Annotated in this window: 12 protein-coding genes and 1 pseudogene; 5 read left to right on the top strand and 8 right to left on the bottom strand. The window is 40.5% G+C overall.

Going from position 1 to position 19,516, the window contains the following annotated elements:
* Positions 1 to 114: 114 nt before the first annotated feature.
* The gene (locus NSU02_RS09485) at positions 115 to 1,317 is read right to left on the bottom strand and encodes a transposase (protein WP_339192838.1); all 1,203 of its coding nucleotides are present in this window, start codon (positions 1,315 to 1,317) and stop codon (positions 115 to 117) included.
* 629 nt (positions 1,318 to 1,946) lie between these two features.
* Here NSU02_RS09485 and NSU02_RS09480 point away from each other — a divergent pair.
* Complete coding sequence (locus tag NSU02_RS09480; RefSeq protein WP_339195534.1) at positions 1,947 to 3,161, top strand: Gfo/Idh/MocA family oxidoreductase; 1,215 nt, start codon at positions 1,947 to 1,949, stop codon at positions 3,159 to 3,161.
* A 129-nt stretch (positions 3,162 to 3,290) separates the two neighbouring features.
* Here NSU02_RS09480 and NSU02_RS09475 read toward each other — a convergent pair whose 3' ends face one another.
* The 4 genes from NSU02_RS09475 to NSU02_RS09460 all read right to left on the bottom strand — a co-directional run bounded on the left by NSU02_RS09475 (position 3,291) and on the right by NSU02_RS09460 (position 8,505).
* The gene (locus NSU02_RS09475; protein ID WP_339195531.1) at positions 3,291 to 3,866 is read right to left on the bottom strand and encodes a helix-turn-helix domain-containing protein; all 576 of its coding nucleotides are present in this window, start codon (positions 3,864 to 3,866) and stop codon (positions 3,291 to 3,293) included.
* A gap of 195 nt (positions 3,867 to 4,061) precedes the next feature.
* Entirely contained in the window at positions 4,062 to 5,855 is a 1,794-nt protein-coding gene (gene cstA / locus NSU02_RS09470; RefSeq protein WP_327873833.1) for a carbon starvation protein CstA, read from the bottom strand.
* Positions 5,856 to 6,025: 170 nt separating this feature from the next.
* On the bottom strand, positions 6,026 to 6,757 hold the full coding sequence (locus NSU02_RS09465; protein ID WP_063389552.1) for a LytTR family DNA-binding domain-containing protein: 732 nt from the start codon (positions 6,755 to 6,757) through the stop codon (positions 6,026 to 6,028).
* Entirely contained in the window at positions 6,754 to 8,505 is a 1,752-nt protein-coding gene (locus NSU02_RS09460; RefSeq protein ID WP_339195527.1) for a sensor histidine kinase, read from the bottom strand. Before NSU02_RS09460 ends, NSU02_RS09465 begins: the two co-directional genes overlap by 4 nt.
* A 181-nt stretch (positions 8,506 to 8,686) precedes the next feature.
* Here NSU02_RS09460 and NSU02_RS09455 point away from each other — a divergent pair, with 181 nt between their 5' ends.
* Together NSU02_RS09455 and NSU02_RS09450 are read left to right on the top strand one after the other, a co-directional pair.
* Positions 8,687 to 8,815, top strand: a complete 129-nt coding sequence (locus NSU02_RS09455; protein ID WP_277986809.1) for a hypothetical protein — start codon at positions 8,687 to 8,689, stop codon at positions 8,813 to 8,815.
* A gap of 884 nt (positions 8,816 to 9,699) precedes the next feature.
* Positions 9,700 to 11,232 (top strand): FAD-dependent oxidoreductase, encoded by a 1,533-nt coding sequence (locus NSU02_RS09450; RefSeq protein ID WP_339195523.1) that lies wholly within the window; start codon positions 9,700 to 9,702, stop codon positions 11,230 to 11,232.
* Positions 11,233 to 11,373: 141 nt separating this feature from the next.
* Here the strand turns inward: NSU02_RS09450 and NSU02_RS09445 are convergent, their stop codons facing one another.
* The 3 genes and pseudogenes from NSU02_RS09445 to ppx all read right to left on the bottom strand — a co-directional run bounded on the left by NSU02_RS09445 (position 11,374) and on the right by ppx (position 16,161).
* Entirely contained in the window at positions 11,374 to 12,321 is a 948-nt protein-coding gene (locus tag NSU02_RS09445) for an aldo/keto reductase family protein (RefSeq protein ID WP_130156559.1), read from the bottom strand.
* 163 nt (positions 12,322 to 12,484) lie between these two features.
* Positions 12,485 to 14,595 (bottom strand): annotated as a pseudogene (locus NSU02_RS09440) (RNA degradosome polyphosphate kinase).
* A gap of 33 nt (positions 14,596 to 14,628) precedes the next feature.
* Positions 14,629 to 16,161: an exopolyphosphatase gene (gene ppx, locus NSU02_RS09435; protein ID WP_339195521.1), complete on the bottom strand. Its 1,533-nt coding sequence runs from the start codon at positions 16,159 to 16,161 to the stop codon at positions 14,629 to 14,631.
* A gap of 515 nt (positions 16,162 to 16,676) precedes the next feature.
* Here ppx and mmgD point away from each other — a divergent pair.
* Together mmgD and NSU02_RS09425 are read left to right on the top strand one after the other, a co-directional pair.
* Complete coding sequence (gene mmgD / locus NSU02_RS09430) at positions 16,677 to 17,786, top strand: citrate synthase (protein ID WP_063389557.1); 1,110 nt, start codon at positions 16,677 to 16,679, stop codon at positions 17,784 to 17,786.
* Between the two features lie 24 nt (positions 17,787 to 17,810).
* Positions 17,811 to 19,259, top strand: coding sequence for a bifunctional 2-methylcitrate dehydratase/aconitate hydratase (locus tag NSU02_RS09425; RefSeq protein ID WP_066246660.1), 1,449 nt, complete (start codon positions 17,811 to 17,813; stop codon positions 19,257 to 19,259).
* Positions 19,260 to 19,516 lie beyond the last annotated feature (257 nt).

Raw genomic sequence — 19,516 nt, 5'->3', positions numbered from 1 at the left:
TAAAAGTATAAAAAATAAAGCACTCGGCAAATAGCTACCAGCATGTTATTTTACAAAATATTACAATAATCTTGTTTTCGGGCATACCTACAGAATTTTTCACATTGAATTTTTTTAAGCGGCTTTCTTCCCTTTATTTTCCTTTGCCATCGCTAGCGCTGAAACAAGTAATACAATAGCGTTCAGGTAAATATGGGTCTTTACTTTTTCAATTCCCCATACATGTAGGGAGTTCGCCGTAAGGTAGCTTTTCATTCTTGAATTACAGCGTTCTACACTTGTCCTCTCGTTGTAAAGCTCTTTCCAACGTTTTGTATCACGGTGCGGATTGGAATATCGGCGCACATCCTTTTTGATGTCGACTTTTACCACCATTCCATAGTTGGAAGATGAACAGGCTGCCATTCCTAATGGGCAATCCACTTTGCCGGTTGCGTGAGGACATCTGAACTTGAGCTGGTCCTTATCAGCTCCCCAATAAGTCATTTCATAACCCATGGAACAACGCGGAGTTCCATTGGAAGAAATCCCTTCAGGAGGCTCTTTTTCGTTGCGCAAATTGAGCGGGATAATGGCTTGCGCTCCAATGTTTTTGGCTGATTCATAGTTTTTTAGTTGGTCATATCCGCCATCCATGATCAGAAATTCAATTTTGGATTTGGTACGCTCTGCCACTTGCTCTATTAATTCTGGTGCGACTTCTCCATCGTTCACATGGGCAGGGGTTACTTTTATGGCTATTGGCAGTTCGCTTGCGGTATCGACTGAAAGATGCATCTTATAGCCAAACCAGGTAATTTTATTGCCGAAGGAATCATATTTTGCGCCCCAATTGGCATTACCCGTTTGTTCACTACGCTTTTTGGGCTGTTTCTTTTCATAGGCATCAATGGCGGCACTGTCGATGGCCTGGTGGCTGCCGTCAATTATTCCTTCCTCCTGAGCTAACTGTACCAAGTCAAGGAAGATCTTTTCAGCCAGCTTTTTTTTGGTAAGTGCCGCAAAAACCCGGCTGAGAGTGGAGATAGACGGTGCGGGGCGATCAATCGATAAACCGCATTGATAACGGAAACGAAGGTCTTTATCCAATCGATGATGAAGGGCGGTAAAGGTGTCGATGCCTTCGAGTGGGGCAGCGATGAGAGCCCTTAGAATCCCTTCTCTGGAATGACCGTCAGCCCCTCGGGGTGAAGAACTTCTCAACTGTTTAGCATAAGGGCGTAAATCAAGCGAGCTAAAAAAGATAGGTAATTTCTCTTTTGACTCTAATTTTTGCAGTTCTTCAAAGGAAAATAGGCTTTCTTGTAGAATATACAAAGTGACTTCCTCCCTTTTGAATTTTTGTGGTTTCGTCACTTCAAAAATTCTACATTTTAGGGGTGAAGTCCTTTTTTATGTCTTTGAAATCCTTATGGCTCTTGGGTCAAAAAATATGCAAAATGCTCACATTACAAAAAAATTTCGTTGCAGCAGTTATATTTTTTCCCCGTCTCAACTAAACTAATGGAAGCGCCGGCAAATATTTTCGAAAGCTGATTTTTGTTCAATAAGCTTAGCATCAATAAGTGATTCCAAACTGTTTGCATCAGTCCATTTGCAGAAAGCTATATTTTCTAATGTTTATAATCAAGGCAGATTGGATTTTTCCGGAAGCAACTCCCGAATTTCCTTTGAATCATGATGGCAATCGCTTTTGCATACAAATAAATAATTAAAAGTTATTTGTTAGGAATCGTTGTTTGAGCAGGTTTCCTAGATTTGATTCAACGATCATCCTGTCATTTCCTTGCTCTCATTCACGCAAATCTTTCAAACTTTTTTTACACTTGACAGAATCGGTTTTGAAAAATATACATCCTACTAATTGTGCAATTCAAAATTTACGAGACTATATTTTCGTTTATAATGAAGTTGTCAAACTCCATAACGTAAAGGGGGAAAACACCATGTCTGGCAAGATGAAGACTTACCGAGTGGGGATCGCAGGTGCGGGCGCATTTGCCACTTTTTTGTCCGGTGCGCTTGCACGGCTGCCTGAATTTCAATTGACAGCTGTCGCAGGAAGGACGGATACAAAACGGGAGAGCGTGATGGCTGCTTTTCAAAAACAGAGACATAATGCGATAACGCCAAAAGAATATTATGAGGCAGCCGACCTTATAGCCGATCCTGAAATCGATATTGTCATTTTAGCAACACCGCCCCATCTTCACTCCTCACTTAGCCGACTGGCTTTAACACACGAAAAGCATGTCTTGTTAGAAAAACCTGGTGCCCTTTATGCCAAGGAACTTTTGGAAAATGCGAACTATGCAAAAAAACAAAAGCGTGCATTCGCCGTGAACCTTGTATTGCGTTACAATCCGCTAGTAGAAGCTGTTGAATGGATCGTCCGCCATCGGCTGCTTGGATTCGTGCATCATGCAAGTCTCACCAACTCGGCTCATCACGTCGCCAATGGCCATTGGTTTTGGAATGATCAACTAAGCGGAGGCATTTTTATTGAACATGGAGTTCATTTTTTTGAGGTCGGTCGCCACATACTCGGAGAAGCGGTCGATGCGAACGGTTTTGCTCTGACGGAGGAAAACGGTGAAAAACAGCGTGTTTGGGCAAGCGTTCTTCATAAACCAGTTTATCAACAAGACGAAAAAAGTTCGGGAAACAACATATATTCTTTAGTTCCTGTTCAATATTACCACGGCTTTACGATGGATCCTGACGCACCGGAATCGACAAAATGGGAAATTCATTGCACTCATGGACGGATTGTACTTGAAGGATGGATTCCCCAAAAATTATATTTAGAGGGCAAAATCTCAAAAGAACAGGGCGAGCTGATCGATCAAATACTAGACAGCATACCGAAAAAACCGGTAGAAAACGCTGTTGAAAAAGTACGCTCTTCAGCCTTTCATTGTTTCAAAAATAAATCGTTCCCGCTTAAAGCACTATCCAGCATTTCATACGAACGGACAATCAAATTGGAGCAGCGGCAATTGTGGTATGAGGCAATGGTCCAAGACCGTTTCCTTGATTTTTGCCGAATCATTGAAGAAGAAGGATGGGAAGGATTTGTTACAGCTGAAGACGCCGTGAAAGACTTAGAACTGGCAAATCGTGTAACGTTTAATAAAACGGAGCAGCCGCTAACCGAATAAATTGGTTAGCGGTTTTAAATAGCATTTTATCCAATGGAAAACGACTGATCTAATCTCGTTTTTTATTTCGCATATACACTAATGCGAAATGATGTTAACGTCATTCCAGCACCTTTCATGTTCCTCCTTTTAATTTTTATTCAAAATCCCCTCTAAGAACAAAAGGGACACTTGGTCCGCAAGTTCATTTTCTGTTTTTTCTCCTGTCATTACATATCGTTCAATAATGTGCTCGATCACTGAGAGAAATGCTTCACCGGCAAATTGAGTGTCAATTTCCGTTTTAACAATTCCAAGTCTTTGATTGTTTCTCATATTTGCTGCTATTTTTTCAACAATGATGCTTCGTAAACGATCATCTTTGTTCTCCCTGAGTGCAACTTTCGTTAAGTGAGGATTTTTTCCGAGAAACTTCAGAATGTCAGCGATTGTCTCACGGACATGGTCTTTCACATGCTCCGGTTGTATATCAGCCACTTTTTTTCCTGCATCACTAAAATGAATTAACTGCTTTTCAAAATCTTCAAGCATTTGTTCGAAAATTTCTTCCTTGCTGTTGAAATAAAGATAAAAAGCTGCCTGCGTGAGCCCTGCTTTTGCCACAATATCGCTGATCTTTGTAGCATGAAAACCTTTATGAGCGAACAGCTCCGCAGCAGCTTGAAATATTTTCTTTTTGCTCTCTTCTCCTTTATTTCTCGCCATAAAAATCACCCTTTTTATACAACTAACTAATTAGTTAGTTGTTATTGTACATGATATTGCTTTTACGATCCATTACTTCCATTAAGTTTTTTTGCCATCGTTTGATCATTTCTCCTCCTCTGTCGCCACCGCTGTTGTGATGCTTAAACAAATAAAGAGCGGCATCAACAAATGAGCCGCCCAATTACCCTTGTGTCAGGCTGATTTAGCCTCCATTTGAAAGCCCGGATCATTCCATATTTCAATCCATTTTTTCAATGCCGTTGCCAAGATGACAATACCAAGAACGAGCATAATGATGGATAAAATTCCGTTTAATACGTTGTAGCCTGCAGCTTCCGGATTCAAATAAACATTTACGGTCATCCAGTAGCCTGCATAGTTTACTGTAGCAAATAAATAAGCTAACGGAATGAGGCAAGTAAGCATATATCTTCGTTTATCGGCAATTTTTAAAATGACTGTCGCACCGACAATCAGTCCGATGGACGCCATCAGCTGGTTCGATACGCCAAACAATGCCCAAACCGATCCAATATCTCCTGAGTAAAGCAGGTACCCCCACATAAAACAGGCTAAAGCGCTTGCAAATACGGAAGCCGGAACGGAGTCTACCTTTTTCAATGGTTTATACACTTCACCGAAGAAATCTTGAATTAAATAACGTGCTACACGTGTTCCTGCATCAATCGCAGTTAAAATGAAAACAGCCTCAAACATTATAACAAATTGGAAAAAATACGAAGCCAAATTCTCAAACCATGGAATCGCAGTAAAAATATAAGTCATTCCAACTGCAAGTGTAACCGCTCCACCTGTTCTTCCTTCCAAATTTAAACCTATTTCCTGGCTTAAAGCTGGTAAATTAATAACATCCATTCCAAGTGTCCGGAATACTTCCGGTGCGGAATTGATCGCAAAATAATCTGCCGGATGAAGAGCTGTTGCAGCGATCAGCGCCATGATGCCGACCAAACATTCCACCAACATGGCTCCAAAGCCGACAACTTTTATATCGCTCCACTTATTAAGCATTTTCGGCGTTGTACCCGATCCGACAAAAGCGTGAAATCCTGAAATCGCACCGCATGCAATTGTAATCGATATAAACGGCCAAACAGGTCCAGCTAAAATCGGCCCTCCGCCGTGGATAAATTCTGTAAAGGCCGGCATTTCAATAGAAGGATTAATGATAAAAACACCAATGATCAGCGCAATGAACACACCGATTTTCATAAAGCTGCTCAAATAATCACGAGGAGCAAGCAGCAGCCAAACCGGCAAAGCCGCAGCAAAAAATGCATAGATTGGTAAAATAAGCGCCAAAGTTTTAGTATCGAATGTCAACCAATCCCCAAGAGCTGTTTCTTGTATGGAAGGTCCTGCGAAAACACCTATCATTAATAAAATAAAGCCAACTGTTGAAGCTAATTTTAAATTGCCTGTTTTCTTATAGAAAATTCCGACTCCCATTGCAATAGGAATGGTGATTCCGACTGCAAACGTGCCCCAAGGGTTTTTTTCCAATGCATGAAGAACAACCATGGAAAGACCAGCCATTGTTATGGTAATAATAAACAGCATGGCAAGTCCTGTGCAAAAGCCGGCTACCGGACCTAATTCTTCTTTTGCTACTTCCGATAATGATTTCCCTTTTTGCCGCATGGAAGCAAATAAAACGACTGCATCATGGACGGCTCCCCCAATTACGGCACCAATCAAAAGCCACAGTAGACTGGGCAAATATCCAAATTGTGCGGCCAGGATCGGTCCGACGAGCGGTCCTGCTGCAGCAATAGCGGCAAAGTGATGCCCGAAGCTTACCCATTTATTCGTTGGAACATAATCCTTTCCATCATTTAATTCGTGAGCTGGTGTCGGTTTTGAATCATCCAGCTTCAACACTTTTACAGTCATAAATGTTCCGTAAAGACGGTAGGCGATCATTAAAATACACATTGAGGCAATCACGATTGTAATCGCATTCATTTTTTTGTAACCTCCCCTTTGTTCTTGCTTTTTACATTCATTGTATTAAATAAACATCTTCATGATCGGTTTTCAAAACAAAATGCAAGAATCCGGGGATAAATCGTCAATTTCTTAAATTGAATTGCAACAATTTTGTCACAAATATTGCTTAAAGCTTTCAGCTTTTTTTAAATGCCCAATCGCTTTTTCAGTTCCTTCGTATAAGTTCTGCTGACCGGGATCGATTCGCCATTTTTCATGATTACATGATACGTGGAGTTGAACCACGGCTGAATTTCAACTATTTCATTCAAGTTGACTAAATAAGCTCTATGAACACGCATGATGTGCGTTTGCTGCAGCTTTCTTTCAAAAGTGACAAGCGATTCTTTAACTTCATATTTTTGATCGCGGCAAGTGATAATGGTTTTTCCGTCATTAAACTCAATATAAAGAATATCTTTCACGTTAATAAGCAGAATGCGGTCGTCTAATGACACAGGAATCTTTTCATCCTGCATTTGAAAATATTGCGGTCTTTTTTCTTGGCGAGCTTCCAGCCGCTTTGAAATTTTTTCAATTGTATGAAATATCCTTTCTTCATCAAACGGCTTCAAAATGTAATCAACCGCATTCAGCTCAAATGCTTTTAAAGCGTACTCATCATAAGCGGTTGCAAAAACAATCTCAGGTCTATGATCAATCTCCATTAGCTTTTCAGCAAGTCTAATCCCTTGTTCATGAGATGACAGCTGTATATCGAGAAAGATCACATCCATGTCGGTCTGGCGGATTTTTTCAATCGCTTCATCCATTTGTTCCGCTTCCCCAACAATCTCTACCTGCTTGCTCCTTTTAAGCAAGTAAATAAGTTCGTCTCTTGCCAACGGTTCATCCTCCACGATAAAAGCCTTGATCATACGGCTACTTCTCCTTTCATTTCTAATGGAAACTTAATCGTCACTTTCGTTCCATTTTCATCACTTTTAATATGGAAGGCTCCGGCGGAATCATAAATTTCTTCTATTCGTTTTTTTATATTCCAAAGAGCTGTTCCTGTTCCATCATTCGATTGAACGGTCTGATTTCCCAATTGGCGCAATAAATGATCAGGAATGCCGCTGCCATTATCTTCGGTGATTAAGATCATTTGATCATTTTCTGCATACGCCCGAATGGACACTTTCCCATGCTCCTTATTGGCAAAAGCGTGCTTGATAGCGTTTTCGACGAGAGGCTGAAGCGTAAACGGCGGAACCATTACTTTCTTTAAGCTTTGGTCAATATCAAAACTTACATGATATTTATCAGGAAATCTTGTCTGCTCAATAGATAAGTACGCTTCAACATGCTCAAGCTCTTTTTCAAGCGGAATGACAAATTGTCTAGCTCCCTGTAAATTACTTCGGAAGAACACGCTTAATTTTAAAAGAAGCTTTCTAGCTTTATCCGCATCAGTTCTGATCAAGCTGGAAATCGTGTTTAACGAATTGAACAGGAAATGCGGATTAATTTGCGCCTGCAAAGCTTTAATTTCTGCATCTTTCAGCAGTTTTCTCTGCAGTTCTGCATCAGCAAGCTCCAATTGGGTAGAAAACAGCTTGCTAAGTCCTTCCGCCAGCTCTTGCTCCACTTTATCCATAAGACTCGGGTCTAAAAAATAAAGCTTTAACGTGCCAACCGTTTGGTTGTGTACTTGAAGCGGCATAACAATCGCTGACTGAAGCGGACAATCAGAATTTGGGCATTGGATTTCCTCCTTCGATTTTGCTTTAATGATTTTCCCCCGCTCTAAAACCTTTTTTGTCAGCTTTGTTACTAAAGTTTGCCCCTGCTTATGATGATCAGAACCGGCACCGATATGAGCGAGTACAATTTCCCGATTGGTAATGGAAATGGCATCTGCTTTCGTCCATTTTAAAATAATTTCCGCTACTTTTTTACACGAATGCTCATTTAAGCCTTTTCGGAAAAATGGCAAGGTCTGCTGCGCGATGTAAAAAGATTTATGTGTTTGAAGAGCCTTCGTCCGCTCTTCCTCCACTAGAATCGAATGAATAATTAAAATAAAAATAAGAGTCCCAAATCCGTTAATCGTAATCATCGGAAGAGCGATTAATTCTACAAGCTTAACTGCGGATTCAAACGGACGGGCAAGTAAGAGAATAAGTCCCATTTGAGTACATTCCATAAAAATTCCGGTCAAAACAGCTTTCCAAGGTGAAAAATTGTCTTTTATTCTAAAACGCTTCCAAAGGAAACCGGTCACGAATCCAGCCAAAATAGTAGATGCTCCGCAAGCAAACGCGGTAAATCCTCCTAATGTCATCCGATGCAGTCCTGCTACTAGACCAGTGCCGATGCCGACGAATGGACCGCCAAGCAATCCCCCAATCACTACTCCCATAATTCTTGTATTGGCAATTGCGGCATCTCCATCCACTTCTATTTGCCATGTTTGTGAGCTGATATTGCCTTGAGCAATTTCGACACCAGTATAATTACTAATAATGCCAAAAGATCCAAATACGGCAATCAGCATTAGCTTTTCGCTTAATCCATGCTCATGATGAATCATTCGCCGAAATGCCTTCATCCTTGATAACAAAAAAGCTAAAATGACTAAAATTCCCACTCGCTCCAGCATTAAAGGCATTAAATCAAACAAGACAGACACACTCCTTTACACCGATATTCCAGCTTTTGTTCGCTCGCGGTGTCAATATTCATTGTACCTATTAAAGGGTGCTGAATAAAGTTTAATGTTCACAATGGTTATCATTACTATTACATTTTAAGCTTCTCAAAATGGATTTTTAGGCAGTACTCATTATAATATGGGTGTTATAGTGAAAGTCGCACAGTTGCTTAGAGCGGGTGGAGATGCGGTATTTGATGCGGCAAGACATTTTAACATAATAGACGCAGCTACTGCCAGAACGTTTAAAAATAATAGTAAAAAATCGGAAATTGGTTAACGCAATTTGAAAATGCTGGTTCAGATGCAGCCGCTATGGTTAGAACAAGACTTCCAGTTTACTTAAAAAAGAATACTAGAATGAGTAAAACTACCGCTGAGAACATTGCAATAGCTGTAAGCTGGGCTATTCGTATGGCAGATGCCTTATTCTTTTAGGAGAGATACTTGTGGGGATTTTAGCTGTAAGTGAATGGATGAAAAAATGGTTTACATGAAGATGATATACATTTTATCGAAACAATTTTGACTTTTGCTTCAACATTATAAAACCCAGTGGCTGAGAGTGAAGAATCAATAACAAAGTCAATAATAAAATAAATAGCCTTTTCCCTGAAAGAAAGGTGAAAATTAATAGAAAGGGCACTTATCAAGATTTTAAAAATGTATTAAATGAAAATAAAATATTCATAAACCTAAGTGAATTATTGAGTAGATACCATTCTCAAGGAATTTGCAAGGATTTATGTGAAAAATTACTTAAAGAATACAATGATAATAAAAATGTGTAATTTTAGTTATTTCGGTTGTAGTCATATAATAACTATTCGAGTGCTCTTCGTAAAGAAACTTATGCTTTAATGTTTGTCCATTATAATTTATATTGTCTAATTAAGGAAAAAGCCTAATTTCTCATCATTTAAAATGAGAGAATTAGGCTTTTTATTTCGGAATTTACTTAGTGTTCTCAATCTGCATTTTCCTACAGCAACCCTAAGTAGAAGCAAGGAATGATTGGAATCAGCAAAAAACTTATTTCTTTGAAACGTAGCAGCATATCTTAATTGAAATAAAAAGGTCGCTCAAAATTATCAGATGCACATAACAACCCAAATATTAGGCAAAGATAAAAGCATCATCAGATCTAATAGGAGGAACTTTTTTATGAAAGAAGCCGTTAGTAAAAATGAACTTCCTAAGCTTTCGAAACCGTTCTGGCCAGATTCTGTTCAGCTGCCCTCCTTCAACAAGCTTGACAAAGATATTTTTGTTGATGTAGCGATTGTAGGCGGCGGGATCACAGGCATCACAAGCGCCTATCTGCTTGCGAAAGAAGGAATCAAAACCGCGCTGATCGAATCGGATCGTATTTTAAATGGTACGACCGGGCATACAACCGCAAAAGTCACCGCACAACACGGGCTGATTTATGATGAATTTATACAGCACTTTGGGGAAAGCAATGCAAAGCTATATTATGAAGCAGCCAGCGATGCGATGGAGTTTATCAAACAAACGATACAGGAGCACAACATCGAATGCGATTGGAAAGAAGAGGATGCATATGTTTATACGAATTCAGAGCAATACATAAAAAAAATCGAAAACGAATATAAAGCATATGAAAAGCTTGGAATTCAAGGAGAGCTTGTGGAAAACATCCCTGTTCCCGTACAGGCAAAAACAGCAGTTGTGATGAAAAATCAAGCCCAATTTCATCCGTTAAAATATTTGCAAAAGCTTGTGGAAAACGCGTCGGAAAAAGGGATAGACATCTATGAGAATACAGCAGCTGTCGATATAAAACACGGCCCACACCCGAAAATTTTGACAAAAGACGGTTATCACATTTTGTGCAACTATGTATTCATTTGTTCGCATTTTCCTTTCTATGATGCCGCCTTTTATTTTTCAAGAATGTATGCGGAAAGATCGTATATTATTGCTGTCAAAACAAAAATTGAGTATCCCGGCGGCATGTACATCAGCGCCGAAAATCCGGTTCGGTCGCTTCGGTCCGTCACGATCAACGGAGAAAAGCTTGTGATGATCGCAGGTGAAAATCATAAAACTGGACAAGGAATCCCGATGATTCAGCATTACGAGTCCCTTCAAGCTTTTGGCGATCAAGCATTCGGCATACAAAAAATTCCTTACCGATGGTCTACTCAAGACTTAACAACGTTGGATAAAATTCCTTATATTGGACATATAAACGAACAGAAAGCAAATATCCTGTTTGCGACAGGGTTTCGAAAATGGGGAATGACAAACGGCACAGCCGCCGCACGACTGCTTGTCGATATAATTAAAGGGAAGGAAAACCGATATCGCGAGCTTTTTACCCCAGCAAGATTTCAAGCAGATCCAAGCGTGAAGCAGTTTATTTCAACAAATACAGATGTTGCAAAGCATTTGATTGAAGGAAAGCTTGAGTTTGCTCTAAGAAAGCCGGAAGATTTAGCCCCTGCTGAAGGAGCAGTCGTTTCCTATAACGGAAAAAGAGCCGGTGCCTACAAAGATGAAAATGGCAGCCTCCACATCGTAGATACTACCTGCACCCATTTAGGCTGTGAATTAGAATGGAACAGCGGCGAGAAAACATGGGATTGTCCATGCCATGGTTCGAGATTTTCAATAGACGGCGATGTTGTAGAAGGTCCGGCACTCAAATCAATTAAGAAATTAAAGGGGTGACTGCATCGCTTCCAAGTCCAAAAAATGAAAAATAAAAAGGAGAAAGACTTGTTGAGCAAAAACAATCCTTTCTCCCCTTTTTTATTGAAACGTCTGTTCTTCAATCAAAATGAACAAGTCTGCATTCTGCCTTAAGGAAAACTACGACAGGATTTGCTCAATTTCCTCGAGCACATCTTCCGTTAATTCCACATCAATTGCTTTGACGTTTTCTTCGACTTGCTCCGGCTTGGTGGATCCGATCAGAGCGCTGGCAACATTCGGCTGCCGCAATACCCAAGCAATCGCCAATTGGGAAAGTTTAATTCCTAATTTATCCGCCACTTTTCCTAATTTTTCTACCTTCAATAAATTTTCATCTGTCAGCAAATCATTGATATATTTATTTGCTTTTGGATCACTCGCACGGCTTCCTTCTGGGATGTCTCCATTGCGCTTATATTTCCCCGTCAGAACACCTTGTGCAAGCGGCGAAAAAACAATTTGGCTAATACCGTTATGTTCGCAGACTGGAATAATCTCCTTCTCAATATAACGGTTCAGCATATTATATTGCGGCTGGTTGACCACGATGCGGTCCAGCAAATATCGATCTGCTGTGCCAAGAGCTTCTTGTATTTGCTGAGCAGTCCATTCACTGACGCCGACATATAACACTTTTCCTTGCCGGACAAGATCATCAATTGTGCGCAGCGTTTCATCGACCGGTGTTTCCGGATCATAGCGGTGGCAGTAATAAATGTCAACGTAATCTAATTGAAGGCGTTTTAAACTGGCATGGAGCTGTTCAAACACATGCTTCCGCGATAAGCCTTTGTCATTGGGGCCATCTCCCATCGGCCAATATACTTTCGTTGCCAAAACATATGATTCACGCGGATATTTCCGCAATGCTTCACCGACAACCTTTTCCGCTTCCCCAGTTGCATAAACGTTCGCTGTATCAAATGAATTGATGCCTAGCTCATACGCTTTGTCAATCGTCCGAATGGCCGTTTCTTTTTCGATGGAGTTTCCGTATGTAAGCCAGCTTCCCAAGCTGATTTCGCTAACCTTTAGCCCCGTTCTTCCCAATTTGCGATATTTCATTTATTCATCCCCTTTTTTCAAAAAATAGCAAAAAATTCATTCAAGACTCATTATAATACTAAACATTTCGAATCTGAAAGCAATTTGTTTGAAGGGGACAAAAATCTATCATTTTTCCGCATGTGAAAAAGTTCTCTAGTTTTCATAAAACTTGCGCTGCCGATCAGTCAGCGTCATGGTAGCGAACCACTTCTTCATAAAAAATTTTTTGCGAGTTAATGACTGGCTTGTTTTCCGACCGTTCAACATAATGATAATCGCCGTTTGCGTCCTGAAAACGCGCTTTGACGTTGTCCTTAAGTTGTATGTCCAAGATGTTTTTCAAACGCTCTTTTAAACGGACATCATAAATCGGAAAAAGAATTTCAACACGTTTAATCATGTTTCTTGTCATCCAGTCAGCAGAGGATAAGAAAATTTTCTCCTCCCCAAAATGGTGAAAGTAAAAAATACGGCTATGCTCCAAAAAGCGGCCAACGATACTTCGCACTTGAATGTTTTCGCTCACGCCTTTTATTTGCGGTCGCAAACAGCAAATTCCCCTTACGATCAAGTCAATTTTGACTCCAGCCTGCGAAGCTTCATAAAGCTTCATGATGATCGTTTTATCTGTTAAAGAATTCATTTTGGCAATAATCCGGCCTTTGCCGCTTTTCTGGTGCCATTCGATTTCTTGATTGATGAGTTTGATAAAGGTCTCCCGCATATCATATGGCGATACAGAAAAATGATTCCAATCCGGTTTTTCCGCATAACCGCTCAAATAATTAAAAAAGTTGGTTGCATCGATCCCAAATGTTTCTTTGCTTGTAAAAAAGCCGATATCCGTATACAGTTTCGCCGTGACGTCATTGTAATTTCCCGTGCTCAAATGAACGAAGCGTTGAATTTTACCCGTTCCTTCTTCCTGCCGGACGACAAGGGTAATTTTGCTGTGCGTTTTTAAATGGTGAAAGCCGTAAATAACGTGAACTCCGTGCTGTTCAAGCATTTTTGCCCAATGGATGTTGTTCTCTTCATCAAATCTTGCCTTTAATTCGACTAAAACCGTCACCTGCTTCCCGTTTTCCGCCGCTTTTGCCAATGCTTGAACGATCGGCGAATTTCCGCTTACACGATACAGCGTCTGCTTGATTGCCAACACTTGAGGGTCATCCGCTGCACTTTCAATAAATTCAACAACAGGCTGAAAGGATTCGTACGGATGGTGTAATAATAAGTCCCGTTTTAATATAGCTTCGAACAAATTTCCGTTCGGCAAGTCGAGCGGGGGTGGTGGAATGAACGAATCATGAACAAGGTGCTCAAAATCGGTCAGCAAATGGGTATAAAATGGAAATAAAAACGTTAAATCGATGGGGCCGTCCACTTCATAAACATCCATTTTTTGAATTTCCAGCACATCCATTAAATAATTTAAAACACGTTCATCTATCGTTCCTTTTTGAATTTCAAGCCTGACCGCCGCACCCCACTTCCGCTTTTTCAGCTCCTTCTCAATCACTTCCAGCAAATCCCGCGCCCCTTCTTCATCAATGGTCAAATCTGCATTCCTCGTAATGCGAAACGGTGAGACCGAAATGATGTTGTAACCGAGAAACAGTTTGTAAATAAAACTGCTGATCAAATCTTCAAGAAATACAAACTGCCTCTTTCCATCTTGATTCGGCACTTCAATGAATCGAGGCAAAACAGCAGGAACTTGAACGATCGCAAAAAAAGGGTTTTTCCGCTCTTTTTTCTTATATTGAAGCAATACGGCCAAGTTCAACGATTTATTTAAAAGCATTGGAAACGGTCTGTACGCATCGATCGCAAGAGGCGTCAAAACCGGGAAAATTTGCTCATCAAACTTTTGTTCCAAAAAGCGGAATTGTTCGCCAGTTAATTCATTAAGCTTAAGAAATTCAATCCCTTCCTCTTTTAATTCCCCCTGTACATATTCATTAAATATTGCATATTGGCGTTCGACCAATGTGTGGCATTTCGCCGAAATGGCGTTAAGCTGCTGCTTTGGCGTCATGCCGGCTTTATTTTCCGGTAAATTAAAACCAGCTTTTTCTTGATCTTTCAAACCAGCAACCCTCACCATGAAGAACTCATCCAAGTTCGAACTGAATATAGCTAAAAACTTCATCCGCTCAAGCAAAGGATTTCAAAGTCAACGGCCTCTTGCATGACACGCTCATTAAATGCAAGCCAGCTTAATTCCCGGTTATTATAAAATTCTGGACGGCTTATATCTGGAATCAATTGTTCTTTCTTATCTTGCATAATTTCGCCCACCTTTTACCTTTCGTATGTCCATTAGACGAGTGTAAATGATAATTCGACTTGGCAGTTAAAAGCGCGTTCCATATGCTTTTTTTGCTTATTTGCTTCCTGCTCTTCAAAAGTATAATCACTGTTGCAGGCTAAAGATATTTCCATCTTTTCCCCCTCCTTTTTGTTCACCTCCAGTTCGGAAATGATGCAACGGTGTGTCGTGTTGAGGGAATAAAGGAATTTCAAAATCGCGCCTAATCGCTCCAGCGATAAAATTTCTTCTTCCGTTAATAATGATTTGTAAGGAGAGATATATTTCATCAAAGTTTTTTTGGACTTAAAGGAAGCGACGCATGCGAGTTTCAACCGCATTTTATGACTGATTCCGTCAAGCGATCGATTTGTCAAAATATAAAACGTATGCTGACTGCTTGAATGATGATCGATAAATTCCCCGAATTGAACCAGCTTTGTGCTTTTAAACAAAATTTCTTTTTCCTCTTGAGTAAAAGATATAATTTTCTTTGCCTCACATTCACTGACAAATACGTAAGCAAGACGAAGGAGAAATGATGTATTCTTCAAGTTGATTTTATAATCACTGGCCAGCTTGGAAAATGTTTCGTCCGCTACTTGAGAAAAAGACCGGACGTTTAAGTTTGAAAACACCTCCTCAAAAAAGACCCCTTCCCTTAAGCCTTTGCTGCTCATTGTAAAAAATGGAGCTGATACGATTTCCGTCAGCGTATAAATTGCTTCAATTGCAGGAATGATGATATCCGCGCGTTCCTTCGACAGTCCATCTAATTTTTGACGCTCCGAGACAGTCATTCCGATCAGCCATTGATTTATTTTTTTAATTTCATTCGGTTCCATTTCATATTGATGAATACCAAATAACGGGTAACTGGTTTTATTTTGATGAAGCCGTATTAGATTTCTGGCGCTGCCGCCTATCCCGATTACCGGAACATTTTTGTTTTTAAGCCATTTTTGCGAAGAAAATTCATTTCGCAAAAACGCTGTCAGCTCTTTCATTTCCGATTCTTTCGGTTCGCTGTTGGCAATAAACCTTTTCTTTAATGTGAGAGCCCCAAACGGAAAACTGTATGAATGGACGAGCTCCCGATTTTTAAAATACGCAACTTCCGTGCTTGCTCCGCCTATATCAATGGTTATGCCTTCAGTTAAATATACGGAATGTATAACAGCTAAGTAGCCGTAATAGGCTTCTTCTTGGCCGGAAAGGACGCGAAAATCGAAATTCGTCTCTCTTTTTATAGCCTCCAAGACCATTTTCCGGTTTTTGGCAGATCTAATAGCTGCCGTTGCAACCCCTTTCGTTTCTGCCACTTGATGAAATTGAACGATTGGAACAAATTTTTTTAAAGAATCGATGACAACCTCGATCCCCTCGTTGGACAAATTTCCTTCGGCGTCAATATACGTAGCTAAACGGGCATTGATCTTAAAATTGTAAAGCTCTTTATATTGTCCATTTTGATCAATATGAAAAATAACGAGGCGAATGGAGTTCGATCCTAAATCTATTATGCCGATTTTTTTCTCTGTCATTTTTCCCATCCTTTTATGAAATCCAATGAGGAAAGTATGTTATTTTTTACTTATATCGTACTATTTTTCCAGTCTATTTAAAAGATTTGAATAGAATATAAATAAGCAGTCAACATCCAAAAGACATTAAAACCGCAAAGCCTCCGATTGCTGGAAGCTGGCTTCCATTTTTAAAGTCAGTTCTTCAAATGAATTTTGTGAAAGCTGTCGTTTTACAAAAACGAAAATTCCGAAGATTCATTTTCTTTTTTTAAAAAATGTGCTATATTTTTTCCAGAAGTAAAAAAATGGTTTCCTAACCATTTAAGCTTCGACAAGGAGAGGCGGTCAATTATAGCAAGATCGCTTTGAGATTTGGGAGAAATGAATAGGCTTTAAGAAATGAACAATGTTATTGTCTCAGCAATTGCCCAATAACAAAATTTGTGAAAGCGATCGATCATCCCGATATTCATTTTTCCCTGTTTGCATCAATAGTAAAGCGTTTTCAAAAACTTTTGAAGGAGGTATATTTGATGGAGTTTAGACCAGGATTAGAAAACGTAGTGGCAGCTGAGACAACGATTTCGTTTCTCGATGTAGAAAATGAAGAAATTGTCATTCGAGGATACGATTTAATTGAACTTGCCGAAACAAAATCATATGTCGAGGTTGCGTTTTTGCTGCTTGAAGGCAAGCTTCCGTCTGAACAAGAAAGAGCTAGATTTGAAAACGAGCTTCTAGCGAAAAGAGAGCTTCCAGACGTGCTTTACGACGTATTTTCCAAACTGCCGAAGACAACTCATCCAATGGACGCCCTGAGAACAGGCATTTCCATTTTAGCAGGATTTGACCCGCTCATTGATGACAGATCTGAACAGGCCAATAAAACGAAATCTATCAATCTTCTAGGACAGATGCCATCCATTCTTGCCAGCAGTTATCATCTACTCAATCAACAAGAAGTCATTCCACCAGATGAAAATCTCTCCTACAGTGCAAATTTTTTATATATGATTACAGGAAAAAAACCAACTGAACTTGAAACGAAAATATTCGACCGCTCGCTCATCGCTTATATCGAACATGAAATGCCAAACTCTACATTTGCCGCTCGCGTCATATCGTCTACACATGCAGATTTGTATGGTGCTCTCGCCGGTGCGGTTTCCTCTTTGAAAGGACACCTGCATGGCGGAGCCAATGAAGCGGTGATGTATTTAATTGAAGAAGCAGGTACAAAGGAAAATTTTGAACGATTGATTAAACAAAAATTAGCAAATAAAGAGCGGATCATGGGATTTGGCCATCGCGTCTATATGAAAAAAATGGATCCAAGAGCATTGCTTATGAAAAAAGCATTGCAGCAGCTGTCCGAACAACGGGGCGATTTTCGATTGCTTGAAATATGCGAAGCCGGGGAAACCATTATGAGAGAGGAAAAAGGATTGTATCCGAACCTCGATTATTATGCGGCTCCTGTCTATTACATGCTTGGCATTCCGATTGATTTATATACTCCTATTTTCTTCAGCGCTCGAACAGCAGGCCTGTGCGCCCATGTGATCGAACAGCATAATAACAACCGTTTGTTCCGTCCTCGCGTGAAATATACAGGAAAACGCTCTTTGAAAGTACAACAGTAATGGATAGCTTAGGAGGTTGTAAAAATGGCAGAAGTACTAGTAAAAAATAATGAAAATCGACAAACAGACAAACTGCTTGAAGAAATTGCCGATTATGTTCTAAATAAAGAAATTCAAAGTAAAGAAGCGTTTGAAACCGCCCGCTATGTGTTGTTAGACACGCTGGGCTGCGGCATACTTGCTCTTCGCTACCCTGAATGCACAAAGCTTTTAGGTCCGATCGTTCCGGGGACGGTTGTTCCAAACGGGTGCCGCGTCCCTGGCACTTCATATGTATTAGACCCTGTGCACGGTGCATTTAACATCGGCTGCATGATTCGCTGGCTCGATTATAATGACACTTGGCTTGCAGCGGAATGGGGTCACCCTTCTGATAACTTGGGGGGAATTTTAGCTGCGGCCGACTACATAAGCCGAACGAATGTGGCAGAAGGGAAAAAGCCGCTCAATATGAGGACAGTTCTTGAAGCGATCATAAAAGCCCACGAAATTCAAGGGGTGCTGGCACTTGAAAACAGCCTGAACAGAGTCGGGCTTGACCACGTGCTGTTCGTAAAGGTTGCTTCAACTGCTGTCGTTACGAAGCTTCTTGGCGGCGGAAAAGATGAAATCATCAACGCCCTTTCCAATGCCTGGATTGACAATTCAAGTCTTCGGACATATCGACATGCTCCAAATACTGGTTCTCGCAAGTCGTGGGCGGCTGGCGATGCAACAAGCCGCGCTGTACGTCTTGCATTTATGGCCATAAAAGGTGAAATGGGATATCCTTCTGCCCTATCGGCTCCGAACTGGGGATTTGAAGACGTGCTGTTCCGAGGACAGAAACTGAAGCTCGCCCGTCCTTTGGAATCATATGTAATCGAGAATATTTTATTTAAAATATCATATCCAGCAGAGTTTCATGGGCAAACAGCTGCTGAATGCGCCATTGAGCTTCATCCTGAAGTAAAAGATCGCCTTGATGAGATCGAAGAAATCACGATCACGACGCATGAATCAGCCATTCGCATCATCGACAAAACGGGACCTCTTCTCAACCCGGCTGATCGTGATCATTGCCTTCAATATATTACTGCCATCGGTCTTATTTATGGCGATTTAACAGCGGATCATTACGAAGATGAAATCGCACAAGACCCGAGAATCGATGCGCTTCGTGAAAAAATGACAGTTGTGGAAAATAAACAGTTCAGCAAAGATTATCTCGATCCGGACAAACGGTCAATTGCCAACGCAGTTCAAATACGGTTTAAAGACGGAACGGAAACGCGCCAAGTTGTGCGGGAATATCCAATCGGCCACAGATTCCGCCGTCAAGAAGGTCTGCCTAAGCTGATCCAAAAATATGAAAACAATTTGGCAACACGGTTCCCAAACAAGCAGCTCAAGCAAATCTTAGACGTTTCGCTTGACCAGAACGTGCTGGAAGAGACGTTTGTACATGAGTTTGTAAACTTATTTGTTATATAAATCCGGGGCAGATCACACGTTGTTTTGCATCAGATGCATGTTACTTTGGCGCAATTTCATTGTTTGGCAAGAAAAAACATGTTATAAACCTTGTAAGAACATTTGAGATAACTATATCGAGCTGGTGTGGCAATCGGCCACACCGAAAAATGTTCTGTAAAGCGAAAATTTTTTGGGCAGTCAAAAAGAACGAAAGAATCGATTTTGTACCAAATGACGGAAGTTAACAGACAAAAGATCAGGGTACAAAACAGACC

The organism is Aeribacillus sp. FSL W8-0870 (assembly GCF_037963755.1).
Classification (GTDB): Bacteria; Bacillota; Bacilli; order Bacillales; family Aeribacillaceae; genus Aeribacillus; species Aeribacillus composti.
The sequence above is the reverse complement of the archived record's forward strand: the minus strand, read 5'-3'. Positions and strand labels throughout refer to the sequence as shown.

Coding starts and splice junctions, on each gene's coding strand:
- NSU02_RS09480 (WP_339195534.1), top strand. CDS start 1,947: ATGTCTGGCAAGATGAAGACTTACCGAGTGGGGATCGCAGGTGCGGGC.
- NSU02_RS09475 (WP_339195531.1), bottom strand. CDS start 3,866: ATGGCGAGAAATAAAGGAGAAGAGAGCAAAAAGAAAATATTTCAAGCT.
- cstA (WP_327873833.1), bottom strand. CDS start 5,855: ATGAATGCGATTACAATCGTGATTGCCTCAATGTGTATTTTAATGATC.
- NSU02_RS09465 (WP_063389552.1), bottom strand. CDS start 6,757: ATGATCAAGGCTTTTATCGTGGAGGATGAACCGTTGGCAAGAGACGAA.
- NSU02_RS09450 (WP_339195523.1), top strand. CDS start 9,700: ATGAAAGAAGCCGTTAGTAAAAATGAACTTCCTAAGCTTTCGAAACCG.
- NSU02_RS09445 (WP_130156559.1), bottom strand. CDS start 12,321: ATGAAATATCGCAAATTGGGAAGAACGGGGCTAAAGGTTAGCGAAATC.
- ppx (WP_339195521.1), bottom strand. CDS start 16,161: ATGACAGAGAAAAAAATCGGCATAATAGATTTAGGATCGAACTCCATT.
- mmgD (WP_063389557.1), top strand. CDS start 16,677: ATGGAGTTTAGACCAGGATTAGAAAACGTAGTGGCAGCTGAGACAACG.
- NSU02_RS09425 (WP_066246660.1), top strand. CDS start 17,811: ATGGCAGAAGTACTAGTAAAAAATAATGAAAATCGACAAACAGACAAA.